The sequence below is a fragment of the Streptomyces sp. NPDC001903 genome (assembly GCF_042891345.1).
GTDB lineage: Bacteria > Actinomycetota > Actinomycetes > Streptomycetales > Streptomycetaceae > Streptomyces.
Map to the genome: position 1 here is coordinate 180,365 of NZ_JBIASZ010000014.1, position 14,762 is coordinate 195,126.

Annotated in this window: 11 protein-coding genes; 9 read left to right on the forward strand and 2 right to left on the reverse strand. The window is 73.6% G+C overall.

Annotated elements, in window-relative coordinates; translation table 11 throughout:
• Nucleotides 1-18: 18 nt before the first annotated feature.
• Nucleotides 19-1,632 carry an alpha/beta fold hydrolase gene (locus tag ACFYZS_RS28370; RefSeq protein ID WP_389018349.1) on the reverse strand — a complete coding sequence of 538 codons (1,614 nt, stop codon included), beginning with the start codon at nt 1,630-1,632 and terminating at the stop codon, nt 19-21.
• Nucleotides 1,633-2,004: 372 nt separating this feature from the next.
• On the opposite strand from ACFYZS_RS28370, the gene ACFYZS_RS28375 reads away from it, so the two are divergent.
• The 7 genes from ACFYZS_RS28375 (at nt 2,005) to ACFYZS_RS28405 (ending at nt 10,980) form a co-directional block, all read left to right on the forward strand.
• The gene (locus ACFYZS_RS28375) at nt 2,005-2,805 is read left to right on the forward strand and encodes a TIGR03084 family metal-binding protein (RefSeq protein WP_389018352.1); all 801 of its coding nucleotides are present in this window, start codon (nt 2,005-2,007) and stop codon (nt 2,803-2,805) included.
• The gene (locus ACFYZS_RS28380) at nt 2,802-4,631 is read left to right on the forward strand and encodes an acyclic terpene utilization AtuA family protein (protein WP_389018355.1); all 1,830 of its coding nucleotides are present in this window, start codon (nt 2,802-2,804) and stop codon (nt 4,629-4,631) included. Before ACFYZS_RS28375 ends, ACFYZS_RS28380 begins: the two co-directional genes overlap by 4 nt.
• Nucleotides 4,628-6,226: an acyl-CoA carboxylase subunit beta gene (locus ACFYZS_RS28385; protein ID WP_389018358.1), complete on the forward strand. Its 1,599-nt coding sequence runs from the start codon at nt 4,628-4,630 to the stop codon at nt 6,224-6,226. Before ACFYZS_RS28380 ends, ACFYZS_RS28385 begins: the two co-directional genes overlap by 4 nt.
• Before the next feature lie 8 nt (nt 6,227-6,234).
• On the forward strand, nt 6,235-8,202 hold the full coding sequence (locus tag ACFYZS_RS28390; RefSeq protein ID WP_389018361.1) for a biotin carboxylase N-terminal domain-containing protein: 1,968 nt from the start codon (nt 6,235-6,237) through the stop codon (nt 8,200-8,202).
• Nucleotides 8,199-9,371 carry an acyl-CoA dehydrogenase family protein gene (locus ACFYZS_RS28395; RefSeq protein ID WP_389018363.1) on the forward strand — a complete coding sequence of 391 codons (1,173 nt, stop codon included), beginning with the start codon at nt 8,199-8,201 and terminating at the stop codon, nt 9,369-9,371. Before ACFYZS_RS28390 ends, ACFYZS_RS28395 begins: the two co-directional genes overlap by 4 nt.
• A gap of 248 nt (nt 9,372-9,619) precedes the next feature.
• Nucleotides 9,620-10,357 carry an enoyl-CoA hydratase family protein gene (locus ACFYZS_RS28400; RefSeq protein ID WP_389018366.1) on the forward strand — a complete coding sequence of 246 codons (738 nt, stop codon included), beginning with the start codon at nt 9,620-9,622 and terminating at the stop codon, nt 10,355-10,357.
• Nucleotides 10,345-10,980 carry a TetR/AcrR family transcriptional regulator gene (locus ACFYZS_RS28405; RefSeq protein ID WP_389018369.1) on the forward strand — a complete coding sequence of 212 codons (636 nt, stop codon included), beginning with the start codon at nt 10,345-10,347 and terminating at the stop codon, nt 10,978-10,980. Before ACFYZS_RS28400 ends, ACFYZS_RS28405 begins: the two co-directional genes overlap by 13 nt.
• 96 nt (nt 10,981-11,076) lie before the next feature.
• Here the strand turns inward: ACFYZS_RS28405 and ACFYZS_RS28410 are convergent, their stop codons facing one another.
• Entirely contained in the window at nt 11,077-12,183 is a 1,107-nt protein-coding gene (locus ACFYZS_RS28410; RefSeq protein ID WP_229338527.1) for a citrate synthase 2, read from the reverse strand.
• A gap of 200 nt (nt 12,184-12,383) precedes the next feature.
• Here ACFYZS_RS28410 and pdxH point away from each other — a divergent pair, with 200 nt between their 5' ends.
• Nucleotides 12,384-13,046, forward strand: a complete 663-nt coding sequence (pdxH, locus tag ACFYZS_RS28415) for a pyridoxamine 5'-phosphate oxidase (RefSeq protein ID WP_389018372.1) — start codon at nt 12,384-12,386, stop codon at nt 13,044-13,046.
• A gap of 377 nt (nt 13,047-13,423) precedes the next feature.
• Nucleotides 13,424-14,743 carry a PAS domain-containing protein gene (locus ACFYZS_RS28420; RefSeq protein ID WP_389018375.1) on the forward strand — a complete coding sequence of 440 codons (1,320 nt, stop codon included), beginning with the start codon at nt 13,424-13,426 and terminating at the stop codon, nt 14,741-14,743.
• Nucleotides 14,744-14,762: the final 19 nt, after the last annotated feature.

The following is a 14,762-nucleotide window of genomic DNA, read 5'->3' on the forward strand; positions in this document are numbered from 1 at the left end:
GGGCGGGGTGCCCGGCGCTCAGCCCAGCGGCAGGTCCAGGTAGGACGGCGTGGCCTCCGGGGAGGTGAAGGCCAGCGTCGCGCGCGGCAGGTTGGCGTCCCCGTAGAAGGGGTCGCGGGCGTCGATCACCAGCATCAGCCGGTGCCCGCGCGGGACGTCGTACGCCGTCGCCTGGAGCTCGAGGTCGGCACTGACCAGGCTGTCGGGCGGCGAGTCGAGGTCCGTGTACGGGGCGTGCGTGATGATGTGCCCCGTCCCGTCGGGCGCCACCGCGAGCAGGTACGCGACGAACGCCGAGTCCGGGTTCGCGGTCCGGTACGTGACGCGCAGCCGCGGCGTGCCGCGCAGCCGGGCGGTCTCGGCCTCCGGGTCCGCCGTCCAGACGGCGGCGACGGTGCGGTCGATGTCGTCGGTGCGGTACGCCTTGGGGCGGCCCGCGATCTCGTCGTACCCGGAGCGGACGATCTCGTCGGCCACGGTCGCCGGGGTGTCCACCCCGCACAGCACGCCCGCGCTCCAGCCGGCCTCCGGGCGCTCGGTGAGTTCCCCGCCGCTCGCCAGGTGCAGCCGGCGCACCTGTTCGGTGACGGATTCCCAGGTGGGGCGGGGTTCCAGGGTCTGGCCCCACATGACCTCGCTGAGGACCTGGCCCTCGTCGTCGATGCCGTTGTCGATGTCCCTCAGGTGGTGGTCGAACCAGCGGTGGGCGTTCGTCCAGATCCGGTTGGGCAGGCCGATCATGCCGGTCATCTCGGGGCCGGAGTGGTCGCCGATGGACAGGTCGAGGCGCTTGGGGCCGGTGAGCTCGTTGAACAGCCTCAGGGTCTGGTTGCCGGGGAAGAGCGTCTCGTGCCAGGCGTGCGCGAAGTAGACGGGCACCTGGCGCCGGTTGAGCTCCTTGACGTGGGTGAACGGCGAGCGCTGCTCGGCCCAGCGCAGGGTGCCCTGGATGTCGCGGCCCGCGAGGACGTTCTCGAACACGCTCTGCGTCTGCGGGCTCAGCCGGGCCTTCGAGGCCGCCTTGAGCAGCGCCTCGACGCCCGCCACGTGCCGGGTCCGGTTCTCGTAGAAGGCCTCGCCGAGGTCGCCCCAGGTGCTGAGCGCGACCACGGCGTCGACGCGCGTGTCGTGTGCGGCAACGAGCTGGCTGATGCCGGAGCCGTACGAGTCCCCCAGGAAGCCGATCTTCGTGACCGGGCCGGCGGTGCGCTCGATGAGGTGGTCCAGGGCCCGGCTGCCGTCGGCGACGTCGAGCGGGCCGGCCACGTCGACCTGTCCCTCGGAGCCGGCGAAGCCGCGGGTGCTGTAGGCGAGCACGTTGTAGCCGCGGGCCGCGAAGACGCTGGCCTGGACGGCGTACGGGAGCCAGCCGTGGTTCGTCCACGGCGAGGGCATCACGATCACCGGCCGCGGCCGGCCGCCGTTGTGGCGCCAGAGCGCGGCGTCGAGCAGGTCCCCGTCGGAGCCGGCGACCTTGACCCGGCTGAAGACGGCGACGGACCGGGCGTCGGCGACCTCCGCGGCGCGGGCGGGGGCGAGGCCCGTGACGTCGCCGGTCTCGAGCGCGGCGACGAACGCCGTGAGGGTGGTCGCGTCGAGTTCGGGATAGAGCGAGAAAGCAGCTGAGACCACGTCGGTTCATCCTCTTCGTCGGGTGACGTTCTTCGTCGGGTGACGTTCGGCGAGTGACTTCTTCGAGTGCCTGCTTCGCGAGTGCCTTCGGCGCGGGGGGAGTTCGCGGGGGACGAAGCGTTCAGTATCGAGGCGACATCGGCCGGGTTCCGCCGCTTTCCGGCGTACGGCCTGAATCGCCCCCTCCGGGTGGGCGGCGGCGGGGCCCGCCGACCGGCCCGGGGCCGGTGTCGAACGCCAAATCGCCCTTGGGTCCCGTCAGTTGGCCGTGGTGGCGCGAAGGGAACGCTCGTCGGGCAAATCATGCAAGCATGCTTGATTGTTTTGTGCGCGGCTGCCAGTCTTCCCCTCACGCCGAAAGGGGAGCCCGCCGTGCTCGATCCGTCAGCTGTCGCCGTCTTCGCCGATCTGCGCGAGGAAGGCCTCGCGCTCGAAACCCTGGTACGGGACCTGCCCGCCGCCGGCTGGGCCGGGCCCACCCCCGCGAGCGGCTGGACCGTCGCCCACCAGATCGCCCACCTGCACTGGACCGACCGGGCCGCGCTGGTCTCCCTCACCGACCCCGAGGGCTTCGCCGCGTTGGTCGAGGAGGCGGTCAAGGCACCCGAATCCTTCGTGGACGAGGGCGCGGAGGAGGGCGCCGCGCTGCCGCCCGCCGAACTGCTGGCCCGCTGGCGCGCCGGGCGCGCCGCCCTCGACGAGGCGCTCGCCGCGGCCTCGCCCGACGCCCGCTTCCCCTGGTACGGGCCGCCGATGAAGGCCGCTTCCATGGCCAGCGCCCGCCTGATGGAGACCTGGGCGCACGGCCAGGACGTCGCCGACGCCCTCGGCGTACGCCGCACCCCGACCGCGCGGCTGCGGCACGTGGCGCGGATCGGCGTACGGGCCCGCGACTACGCCTTCGCCGTACGGGGACTGCCCGCACCCGCTGCGGAGTTCAGGGTGGAACTCGTACCCCCGGACGGCAGGGAGCCCTGGACGTACGGGCCGCCGGACGCGGCGGACCGGATCACCGGGCCGGCGCTCGACTTCTGCCTGCTGGTGACCCAGCGGGCCCACCGCGCCGACCTGGCCCTGACCGCGACCGGCCCCGACGCCGACCGCTGGCTGGACATCGCCCAGGCCTTCGCGGGCCCGGCGGGCCCCGGCCGCGCGCCGGGGGCGGCCCGATGAGCGGCGGCCGGCGGCCGCTGCGCGTCGGCAACGCCTCGGGGTTCTACGGGGACCGCTTCAGCGCGTTCGAGGAGATGCTGACCGGGGGGCCGCTGGACGTGCTGACCGGCGACTACCTCGCCGAGCTGACCATGCTGATCCTGGGCCGCGACCGGCTGAAGTCACCGGACCTCGGCTACGCCAAGACCTTCCTGCGGCAGCTGGAGGAGGGACTCGGGCTCGCGCACGAGCGGGGCGTGCGGATCGTCGCCAACGCGGGCGGCCTGAACCCGGCCGGACTGGCCGACGCGGTGCGCGCGCTCGCCGCCAAGACCGGGGTACCGGTGTCGGTCGCCCACGTCGAGGGCGACGACCTGATGCCGTTCGCGCAGGGGGCGCTGACCGCGAACGCGTACCTCGGCGGCGCCGGGATCACGGCCTGCCTGCGGGCGGGCGCGGACGTGGTCGTGACGGGCCGGGTCACCGACGCGGCCCTGGTCAGCGGCTCGGCGGCCTGGTGGTTCGACTGGGCTCCGGACGACTACGACCGGCTGGCCGGGGCGGTGGTCGCGGGCCATGTCCTGGAGTGCGGAGCCCAGGCCACCGGCGGCAACTACTCCTTCTTCACGGCGCACGACGTCCGCCGCCCCGGATTCCCGCTGGCCGAGATCGCCGAGGACGGCTCGTCCGTGATCACCAAGCACCCGGGCACGGGCGGGGTCGTCTCGGTGGGCACGGTGACGGCCCAGCTCCTGTACGAGACCCAGGGCCCCCGCTACCTCGGCCCGGACGTGACGGCGCGCCTGGACACGGTCCGCCTGGCGCAGGCGGACGCGGACCGGGTGTCGATCTCCGGAGTCGTCGGGGAGCCCCCGCCCGCCACCCTCAAGGTGGGGGTGACCCGCATCGGCGGCTGGCGCAACGAGGTGGTCTTCGTCCTGACGGGCCTGGACATCGAGGAGAAGGCGGCGCTGGTCCAGGCGCAGTTGGCGGACGCGCTGTCCCACGTGGCCACGGCGGACTGGACGCTGGCCCGCACGGACCACGAGGACCCGGAGACGGAGGAGACGGCCAGCGCACTGCTCCGCCTGGTGGTCCGCGACCCGTCTTCGGACCGGGTGGGCCGCGCCCTCACCTCGGAGGCCATCGAACTGGCCCTGGCCAGCTACCCGGGCTTCCACGTGACGTCCCCGCCGGGCCCGGCCCAGCCGTACGGCGTCTTCACGTCGTCGGCCGTCCCGTCGGCGGCCGTCCCCCACGTGGCGGTCCTCCCGGACGCCACGCGCCACCCGGTCCCCGCGGGAGCGGACTTCTCGGGAGCGGACCTCTCGGGAGCCGACCTCTCGGGACCGGACCTCTCGGGAGCCGACCTCTCGGAACCGGACCTCTCGGCCCGTCCCGTGTCCGAGGACCGCGCGCCCGTGGGCGGAGCCCCGCCCACGGCCGGGCAGCTGACCGGCGCCGCGCCCGCGGAGCCGGTCACGCGCGCCCCCCTCGGCCGACTCGTCGGCGCGCGCAGCGGCGACAAGGGCGGCGACGCCAACATCGGCGTCTGGACCGAACGGGACGACGTCTGGGAGTGGCTGGAGTCCACCCTCACCGCCGAGGCCCTCCAGGCCCTGCTCCCCGAGACCGAGGGTCTGCCCGTCACCCGCCACACGCTCCCCAACCTCCGCGCGCTCAACTTCACCATCGCCGGAATCCTCGGCGCCGGCGTCGCCTCGGCCCACCGCTTCGACCCCCAGGCCAAGGCCCTCGGCGAATGGCTTCGCGCCCGGCACGTCGACATCCCCACCCGCCTCCTGACGACGCACCTCCCGCTCACCCCGGAGGGGACCGCCCCATGACCCGCCTCACCACCGCCGTCGACCCCCACGCCCCCGACCACCTCGCCCACCACGCGGCCGCCACCGCCCGCCTCGCCGAGCTGGACGCCGAGCACGCCAAGGCCCTCCTCGGCGGCGGCGAGAAGTACACGGCCCGCCACCGGGGCCGCGGCAAGCTCCTCGCCCGGGAGCGCGTCGAACTGCTCCTCGATCCGGACACCCCGTTCCTGGAGCTGTCCCCGCTCGCCGCCTGGGGCAGCGACTACCCCGTCGGCGCCTCCATGGTCACCGGCATCGGCACGGTCGAGGGCGTCGAGTGCCTGATCACCGCCAACGACCCCACCGTCCGCGGCGGCGCCTCCAACCCCTGGACCCTCAAGAAGGCCCTCCGGGCCAACGAGATCGCCCGGCAGAACCACCTGCCCTGCATCAGCCTCGTCGAGTCCGGCGGCGCCGATCTCCCCTCCCAGAAGGAGATCTTCATCCCGGGCGGCGCGATCTTCCGCGACCTGACCCGGCTCTCGGCCGCCGGCATCCCCACGATCGCCGTCGTCTTCGGCAACTCCACCGCCGGAGGCGCGTACATCCCGGGGATGTCCGACCACACCATCATGATCAAGGACCGCTCCAAGGTGTTCCTGGGCGGTCCGCCGCTCGTCAAGATGGCCACCGGCGAGGAGAGCGACGACGAGTCCCTCGGCGGGGCCGACATGCACGCCCGCACCTCCGGACTCGCCGACTACTACGCCCTCGACGAGCACGACGCGATCCGCCAGGCCCGCCGGGTCGTCGCCCGCCTGAACCACCGCAAGCCGCACCCCGATCCGCAGCCCGCCGAGGAGCCGAAGTACGACCCGGAGGAACTCCTCGGCATCGTCCCCGCGGACCTCAAGACCCCCTTCGACCCCCGCGAGGTCATCGCCCGCATCGTCGACGGCTCCGACTTCGACGAGTTCAAGCCCCTGTACGGCACCAGCCTGGTGACTGGCTGGGCCACCCTCCACGGCTACCCGGTCGGCATCCTCGCCAACGCCCAAGGCGTGCTGTTCAGCGCCGAGTCGCAGAAGGCGGCCCAGTTCATCCAGCTCGCCAACCAGCGCGACATCCCGCTCCTCTTCCTCCACAACACCACCGGCTACATGGTCGGCAAGGAGTACGAGCAGGGCGGCATCATCAAGCACGGCTCGATGATGATCAACGCGGTCTCCAACTCCCGCGTCCCCCACCTCTCCGTCCTCATCGGCGCCAGCTACGGAGCCGGCCACTACGGCATGTGCGGCCGTGCCTACGAGCCCCGGTTCCTCTTCGCCTGGCCCAGCGCCAAATCCGCCGTCATGGGCCCGGCCCAGCTCGCCGGGGTGCTCTCCATCGTGGCCCGGCAGTCCGCCGCCGCGAAGGGACAGCCGTACGACGAGGAGGCCGACGCCGGGATGCGCGCCTTCGTGGAGGCGCAGATCGAGTCCGAGTCCCTGCCGATGTTCCTGTCCGGGCGGCTGTACGACGACGGGGTCATCGACCCGCGCGACACCCGTACCGTCCTCGGCCTGTGCCTGTCGGCCGTCCACAACGCCCCCGTCGAGGGCGCCCGCGGCGGCTTCGGCGTCTTCCGGATGTGAGCCCGCACATGACTCAGCAGCCCATCACCTCCCTCCTCGTCGCCAACCGCGGCGAGATCGCCGTACGGATCTTCCGCACCGCCCGTGCCCTGGGCCTGGCCACCGTCGCCGTCCACTCCGACCCCGATGCCGACGCCCTGCACGTACGGGAGGCCGACGCGGCCGTGCGCCTGCCCGGCGCCGCACCCGCCGACACCTACCTGCGCGGCGAGCTCGTCATCAAGGCCGCCCTCGCCGCCGGCGCCGACGCCGTCCACCCCGGCTACGGGTTCCTCTCCGAGAACGCCGGCTTCGCCCGCGAGGTCGTCGCCGCCGGGCTCACCTGGATCGGCCCGCCGCCCGAGGCCATCGAGGCCATGGCCTCCAAGACGCGGGCCAAGGAGCTGATGCGCGCCGCCGGGGTCCCGCTCCTCGACCCCGTCGACCCGGCGGCCGCCACCCCCGCCGACCTGCCCCTGCTCCTCAAGGCCGCCGCGGGCGGCGGCGGGCGCGGCATGCGCGTCGTACGGGACCTCGACACCCTCAAGGAGTCCCTGGACGCGGCCTGCGCCGAAGCGGCCTCCGCCTTCGGCGACGGCGAGGTCTTCGCCGAGCCCTACGTCGAGCGCGGCCGCCACGTCGAGGTCCAGATCCTCGCCGACTCCCACGGCACCGTCTGGGCGCTCGGCACCCGTGACTGCTCCCTCCAGCGGCGCCACCAGAAGGTCATCGAGGAGGCTCCGGCGCCCGCTCTGCCGGACAGCCTGCGCGAGAGCCTCCACGCGGCCGCCGTGGCCGCCGCCCGCGCCGTCTCCTACCAGGGCGCGGGCACCGTCGAGTTCCTCGTCACCGCCGACGGGCGCCCCTACTTCCTGGAGATGAACACCCGCCTCCAGGTGGAACACCCCGTCACCGAGGCCGTCTTCGGCCTCGACCTCGTCGCCCTGCAACTGCGCATCGCCGAGGGTGCGGCCCTGCCGCTGACGCCGCCGGAGTCCAGCGGGCACGCCGTGGAGGCCCGCCTCTACGCCGAGGACCCCGCCCAGGACTGGCGCCCCCAGACCGGCGTCCTGCACACGCTCGCCGTCCCCGGTGGGGGGCCCCTCGGCGAAGCCGGGGGAACGGTCCGCGTGGACACCGGGTTCGCCGACGGGGACACCGTCGGCATGCACTACGACCCGATGCTCGCCAAGGTCGTCGCCCACGCCCCGACCCGGGCCGAGGCCGTGCGCGCCCTCGCCCACGCCCTGGCCGCAGCCCGCATCCACGGGCTCACCACCAACCGCGAACTCCTCGTACGCTCCCTGCGGCACCCGGAGTTCGCGGCCGGTCAGCTCGACACCGGGTTCTACGAGCGGCATCTCGCCGCCCTCACCGAGCCCGCCCCGGACACCGCCGACCGCACCGCGCTGGCCGCCCTCGCCGCAGCGCTGGCCGAGGCAGCCCCCGCGCCGGGCGCGTCGCTGGCCCTCCGGCTCGGCGGCTGGCGCAATCTCCGCTCCCAGCCGCAGACGCGGCGCTACACCGTGGCCGGCACCGAGTACGAGGTCCGGTACAACCCCCTCGACCCCGAGGACCACCCCGGTGTGCGAGTCCTGTCGGCCGAGCGCCACCACGTCGCCCTCGAAGTCGATGGCGTGCGGCGGCTGTTCCACGTGAAACACAATTCGAACAAGCCGGAGGTGTACGTGGACTCGCCCTTCACCGGCGCCCACACCCTCACCCCCGTACCCCGGTTCGCCGATCCCCAGGACCGCACCGAACCCGGCTCCCTGCTCGCCCCCATGCCCGGCACCGTCGTCCGCGTCGCCGAGGGCCTCGCCCCCGGCGCCGCCGTCACCGCCGGGCAGCCCCTGCTCTGGCTGGAGGCCATGAAGATGGAGCACCGCATCGTCTCGCCCGCCTCCGGCACGCTCACCGCGCTCCACGCCACCCTCGGCCGCCAGGTCGAGTTCGGCGCCCTGCTCGCCGTAGTCCAGGAGGAACCGCCAGCATGAGCCCCGCCACCAGCACCACCGTCGAGACCGAGGAACACAGGGCGCTGCGCACCGCCGTCGCCGCACTCGGACAGCGCTACGGACGCGAGTACCTCTCCCGCGTCGCCCGCGAGGGCGGCCACCCCGACGAGTTGTGGGCCGACGCCGCCAAGCTCGGCTACCTCGGGGTCAGCCTCCCCGAGGAGTACGGAGGCGGGGGTGGCGGCATCGCCGAACTCTCCATCGTCCTCGAGGAACTGGGCGCCGCGGGCTGCCCCCTGCTGATGATGGTCGTCTCTCCCGCCATCTGCGGCACGGTCATCTCACGCTTCGGCACCGAGGCCCAGAAGCGGGCCTGGCTCCCCGGCCTCGCCGACGGCAGCCGCACGATGGCCTTCGGCATCACCGAACCCGACGCCGGCTCCAACTCCCACCGCATCACCACCACCGCCCGCCGCGACGGCGAGGAGTGGGTGCTGACGGGGCGCAAGGTCTTCATCTCCGGCGTGGACATCGCCGACGCCACCCTCATCGTCGGACGCACCGCGGACGCCCGCACCGGAAGCCTCAAGCCCTGCCTGTTCATCGTCCCGCGCGATGCCCCCGGCTTCTCCCGCTCCGTGATCGACATGGAACTCCAGGCGGCGGAGAAGCAGTTCGAACTGGTCCTGGACGAGGTCCGGCTGCCCGCGGACGCCCTGGTCGGAGACGAGGACGCCGGCCTGCTCCAGCTCTTCGCCGGGCTCAACCCCGAACGCATCATGACCGCCGCCTTCGCCATCGGGATGGGCCGCTACGCCCTGGCCAAGGCCGTCGACTACGCCAAGAGCCGCCAGGTCTGGAAGGAGGCGATCGGCGCCCACCAGGCCATCGCCCACCCCCTCGCCGCGGCCCACATCGACCTCGAACTGGCCCGCCTGATGATGCAGAAGGCCGCCCACCTGTACGACGCGGGCGACGACATGGGCGCCGGCGAGGCCGCGAACATGGCCAAGTACGCTGCCGCCGAGGCCTGCGTGAAGGCCGTTGACCAGTCCGTCCACACCCTGGGCGGAAACGGCCTCACCCGTGAGTACGGACTGGCCGCCCTGATCACGGCCTCCCGGGTCTCGCGCATCGCCCCGGTCAGCCGCGAGATGATCCTGAACTTCGTCTCGCACCAGACCCTGGGCCTCCCCAAGTCCTACTAGCCTGGCCACCGGCCGGGGGTGGGGACGGGGTGGGGTGGTGCCCGGGGCTCAAACGAGATGATTCGGCGCGAACCCCCTTGCGCCACCAAAGCCTCCCTCAGGCGCCGAACATCGAAGCCCGCCCCGGACACCACCCCACCCCGTCCCCGCCCCCGGACGGCACCGGTGCCGTCCCCGGCACCTCGGCCCGCCGGGCGCAGGGCCGCGGGGAGCCGCCCACCACCCGCACAACCTCCGGAGGACATGGCATGACCCGCCCCGTCGGCGCCGCGCAAGCGCTCGGCATCACCACCCTCACGCTCGACTCCCCGGCCAACCGCAACGCGCTCTCCGCCGACCTCGTCGGCGAGCTGCGGGCGGCCCTCGCCGCGGCGGCGGCGGACCCCGGGGCCCGGGCCATCCTCCTCACCCACACCGGCAACACCTTCTGCTCCGGCGCCGACCTGAAGTCCCCCTGCGACCCCGCCGACTTCCTCGCCCTGCTCCGCGAGATCGCCGAGCTGCCCAAACCGGTCGTGGCCCGCGTCACCGGACACGTCCGCGCGGGCGGCCTCGGCCTCCTCGGCGTCTGCGACATCGCCGCCGCCGGGCCCGCCTCCACGTACGCCTTCACCGAGACCCACCTGGGCGTGGTCCCGGCCGTGATCTCCGCGCCGCTGCTCCCGCGCCTGGACCCGCGCGCGGCGGCCCGCTACTTCCTCACCGCCGAGGCCTTCGACGCGGCCGAAGCCGCCCGGATCGGCCTGCTCACCCTGCACGGCGAGGACGTGGACCAGGTCCTCGCCCCCGTGCTCGCGGGCCTGCGCAAGGCGGGCCCGGAGGCCCTCGCCGCCACCAAGGAACTGCTCACCGCCCCGGTGCGGGCCGTCCTCGCGTCGGACGGCGCCGCGCTCACGGAGCTGTCCGCACACCACTTCGGCTCCGCCGAGGCCCGCGAGGGCATCACCGCCCGCTTCGAGCGCCGGGACCCGTCATGGGCCCTGTGACCGACACCCGGTCCACCGAGGACGACCGGAGCGGACCCGAGGCCCCGTCCGGCCCCAAGCAGGCCCGCAGCCGCGTCACCCGCCGCCACCTCCTGGAGGCGGCCGTCGCCTGCCTCGCCGAACAGGGCTGGGCCGGCTCCACCGTGGCCGTCGTCGCCGAGCGGGCCGGAGTCTCCCGCGGGGCGGCGCAGTACCACTTCCCGACGCGCGAGGACCTCTTCACCGCCGCCGTCGCGTACGTCTCCGAGGAGCGCTCCGCCGCCCTGCGCGACCTCTTCCAGGCCGGGCCCGCCGCCCGCCCCGCCGTGGTCGAAGCCCTCGTCGACCTCTACACCGGAGCCCTCTTCCGCGCCGCCCTCCAGCTGTGGGTCGCCGCCTCCAACGAGGAACAGCTGCGCCCCCAGGTCGTCGAACTGGAGGCCCGCGTGGGCCGCGAGACCCACCGCATCGCCGTGGAACTGCTCGGCGCGGACGAATCCGTCCCCGGTGTACGGGAGACCGTGCAGGGCCTCCTCGACATGGCCCGGGGCCTCGGCCTGGCCAACGTCCTCACCGACGACACGGCCCGCCGCGCCCGCGTGGTCGCCCAGTGGTCCCGGATCCTGGACGCCGCCCTCGGCTGAACGCCGCCGCCTCGAACGCCGAGGGCGCCGCACCCCGTACTCGACGGGATGCGGCGCCCTGACCGGCGTACGGGCGTACGGGCGTACGCGGCGAACTCAGGCCGTGTCGGCGATGTCCGCGTAGCCCTCGATCTCGCGCGGGTCGCGGCGCCCCGGGCCGATGTAGCGCGCCGACGGCCGCACCAGACGGCCCGTGCGCTTCTGCTCCAGGATGTGCGCCGACCAGCCGGCGGTCCGGGCGCAGGTGAACATCGAGGTGAACATGTGCGCCGGGACCTCCGCGAAGTCCAGCATGATCGCGGCCCAGAACTCCACGTTCGTCGCGAGCACCCGGTCGGGGCGGCGCGCGTGCAGCTCCTCCAGCGCGGCCTTCTCCAGCGCGGCGGCCACCTCGTAGCGCGGCGCGTCCAGCTCCTTGGCCGTGCGCCGCAGCACGCGGGCGCGCGGGTCCTCGGCCCGGTACACGCGGTGCCCGAAGCCCATCAGCCGCTCGCCCTTGTCCAGGGCCTTCTTCACGTACGCCACGGCGTCGCCGGTGCGCTCGATCTCCTCGATCATGCCGAGGACGCGGGACGGCGCACCGCCGTGCAGCGGCCCGGACATGGCGCCGACGGCACCGGACAGGGCCGCGGCCACGTCCGCACCGGTCGAGGCGATCACGCGCGCGGTGAAGGTCGAGGCGTTCATCCCGTGCTCGGCGGCCGAGGTCCAGTACGCGTCGACGGCCTTGACGTGCTTGGGGTCCGGCTCGCCCCGCCAGCGGATCATGAACCGCTCGACGACGGACTCGGCCTTGTCGATCTCGCTCTGCGGCACCATCGGCCGGCCCTGCCCGCGCGCGGACTGCGCGACGTACGACAGCGCCATCACGGCGGCGCGCGCGAGGTTGTCGCGGGCGGTCTTCTCGTCGATGTCCAGCAGGGGCTTCAGGCCCCACACGGGGGCGAGCATGGCGAGGGCGGACTGCACGTCGACGCGGATGTCGCCGGAGTGCACGGGGATGGGGAAGGGCTCGGCGGCGGGCAGGCCGGGGTTGAACGCCCCGTCGACCAGCAGGCCCCAGACGTTTCCGAACGAGACGTGCCCGACGAGATCCTCGATGTCGACGCCGCGGTAGCGGAGCGATCCGCCTTCCTTATCCGGTTCGGCGATCTCGGTCTCGAACGCGACGACCCCTTCGAGCCCGGGTACGAAGTCGGACATCAGGCGGCTCCTCAGATAGTGCGAACACGCGCGGCTCCCGGCGTGACTCGCGGTCCGGCGCGGTCATCCCCGTTGATGCCCGGCACGGCCGTCGGTCACCCGCGTGGGGACCTCCGGACCGGCCCCAAGATTTTGGCTGTTCCGGATGGCAGGCGGAAGCGTGACATACGGCACACTGCCGCGAGCACTCCTGCGGCAGGATGGCACGCGTGACCGACCAGGACATTGACCCCGCCACGATGCGCAAGCAGTACCGCTCGGAGATCGTCCACGAGGACGGCCTCGCCGAGGACCCCATGCGGCAGTTCGCCGAGTGGTTCCAGCAGGCCGCCGACTCGCACCTCTTCGAACCCAACGCGATGGTCGTCTCGACCGCAACCCCCGACGGCCGTCCCAGTTCCCGCACGGTGCTGCTGAAGCAGTTCGACGAGCGGGGATTCGTCTTCTACACCAACTACGGCTCCCGCAAGGGCCGCGAGATCGACGCGAACGCGCACGTCTCGCTGCTCTTCCCCTGGCACCCCATCTCCCGCCAGGTCATCGTCACCGGCACGGCCTCGCGGATCGGCCGCGACGAGACGGCGGCGTACTTCCGCTCCCGCCCGCACGGCTCACAGCTGGGCGCCTGGGCGAGCGAGCAGTCCCGGGTGATCGCCTCCCGGGCCGAGCTCGACCGCCGCTATCAGGAGCTGGCGGAGCGCTACCCCGAGGGCGAGCAGGTCCCCGTTCCGCCCGAGTGGGGCGGCATCCGGGTCGTCCCCGACGGGATCGAGTTCTGGCAGGGCCACGAGAACCGGCTCCACGACCGGCTGCGCTACGTCCTGGAGGACGGGAAGTGGCGCCTGGAGCGGCTCTGCCCGTAGCCGCCGGCCGTCACCCGCGCGAAAACGCAGACGACCCGCGAGCTCGGGTTTCTCTCCTGCAGTGAGAGAAGCCGGCCGGACGTACCGGCGAGCCCGCGGGTCGGGTGACTGCTTGGGATTGGCGCCTGGCTACCCGCCGGGCACCGCACTGGGTGCGTGCGACGACGGGCCCTTAGCCCGCAGCCACCTCACGCGTCCGGTTTCCGTACATTTCGGGAACCACCTCCCTTCTCGTGTACGGCAGAGCCTAGAACCGCTCCCCGAGGTCCTCAAGTGATTTATTTCGGGGCGATTCGGGGAATGCGGTGTGGGCTGCGTCACGTTCCAGTTGAATGATCTGACGTGCCGCACACGCGAACACCTGCAGGGGGTGCCAGGTGAGTGCTTCCGGACGTGGTGAGACCACCGACGATCTGCTCGCAGCGCTGCTCGACGGGATGGACGCCGCCTTGTGCGCGTTCGACTCCGACGGCGTGATCACGCACTGGAACCGCGAGGCCGAGCGGATCCTCGGCTGGAGCGCCGCCGAGGCGGTCGGGCGCAAGGGCTTCGCCGGGTGGGCCGTGCGCGCCGCCGACGCACAGGACGTGGAGGAGCGGCTCATGTCCGCCCAGGACCTGCCGGGGCGGCAGGTGCACGAGTTCGCGCTGCTGACCAAGGAGGGCGGCCGGGTGCTCGTGCGGACCCAGTCCGCCGGGGTGCCCGGGGCGGACGGGAAGCCCGCGGGGGTGTACTGCGCCTTCAGCGAGGTGCACGCCCAGATCGACCTGGAGCGGTCCATCGCACTGAGCGAGGCGCTGATGGAGGACGCCTCGTGGGGTGTCGTCCTCGTCGACGTGGACCTGCGGCCCGCCGTGGTCAACGCGCACGCCGCCCGCGCCTTCGGCTCGGGGCGCACCGCGCTGCTCGGCCGACCGCTGGGGGAGCTGCTGGCCCAGGGCGTGGAGGAGCTGGAGGGGGCGCTGCAGCACGTGCTCGCCGAGGGGTCCCCGCCCGCGCCCATGGAGCTGTGGGTGTCGGTGCGCACACCGGAGGGGGTGCGGCGGCGGTGCTGGCGGTCGGGGTTCCTGCGGCTGGGCTCGCCGCTGGCGGAGGAGCCGGTGCCGCTCGGGGTCGGCTGGCTCTTCCAGGACATCACCGAGGCCCGGCAGGCCGCGCTGGACACGGCCCAGCTGCGGTTCCGCGCCGGCCAGCTGCACCGCTCGGGCCGGGCGGCCGCCGAGTGCGAGGACCCGGCCGAGGCGGCCGCCGTACGACTGGACTTCGCGCTCGCCGGCTTCGCCGAGCACGCGCTGCTCGACGTACTGGAGCAGTCGGGCGACCCGGACCGGCGCCGGCTCGTACGGATGGCGGCGTCGCCACCGCTGCTGCCGGGGGCGGAGGCGATCTTGGCCCGGTACGAGCCCGGGCACCCGGCGCTCCAGGCGCTGGACCGGATCGGCTCGGTCCGTACGAGCGCTCCGCGCGGGGAGGCGGCCGGCGGCTGGGCGCGGGAGCGGCAGTGGCCCGAGGACGCGGCGCACGTGCTGTGCACGGTGCTGCGCAGCCGCGGGCGGACCGTGGGGGTGCTGACCTTCGTACGGGCCGCTTCGCGGGCGGCCTTCGAGCAGGCGGACGCGGCGTACGCGGAGGAGGTGGCGGCCCGGGTGGCCGCCGACCTCGACCTGGCGGCCCGGCCGCGGCCGGGCCGGGCCTAGAAAATGTCCGGATCGGGCC

Bases quoted from the DNA above. Each gene is read 5' to 3' on its own strand.
- ACFYZS_RS28410 (WP_229338527.1), bottom strand. From the start codon at position 12,183: ATGTCCGACTTCGTACCCGGGCTCGAAGGGGTCGTCGCGTTCGAGACC.
- ACFYZS_RS28385 (WP_389018358.1), top strand. From the start codon at position 4,628: ATGACCCGCCTCACCACCGCCGTCGACCCCCACGCCCCCGACCACCTC.
- ACFYZS_RS28380 (WP_389018355.1), top strand. From the start codon at position 2,802: ATGAGCGGCGGCCGGCGGCCGCTGCGCGTCGGCAACGCCTCGGGGTTC.
- pdxH (WP_389018372.1), top strand. From the start codon at position 12,384: ATGGCACGCGTGACCGACCAGGACATTGACCCCGCCACGATGCGCAAG.
- ACFYZS_RS28390 (WP_389018361.1), top strand. From the start codon at position 6,235: ATGACTCAGCAGCCCATCACCTCCCTCCTCGTCGCCAACCGCGGCGAG.
- ACFYZS_RS28400 (WP_389018366.1), top strand. From the start codon at position 9,620: ATGACCCGCCCCGTCGGCGCCGCGCAAGCGCTCGGCATCACCACCCTC.
- ACFYZS_RS28405 (WP_389018369.1), top strand. From the start codon at position 10,345: ATGGGCCCTGTGACCGACACCCGGTCCACCGAGGACGACCGGAGCGGA.
- ACFYZS_RS28395 (WP_389018363.1), top strand. From the start codon at position 8,199: ATGAGCCCCGCCACCAGCACCACCGTCGAGACCGAGGAACACAGGGCG.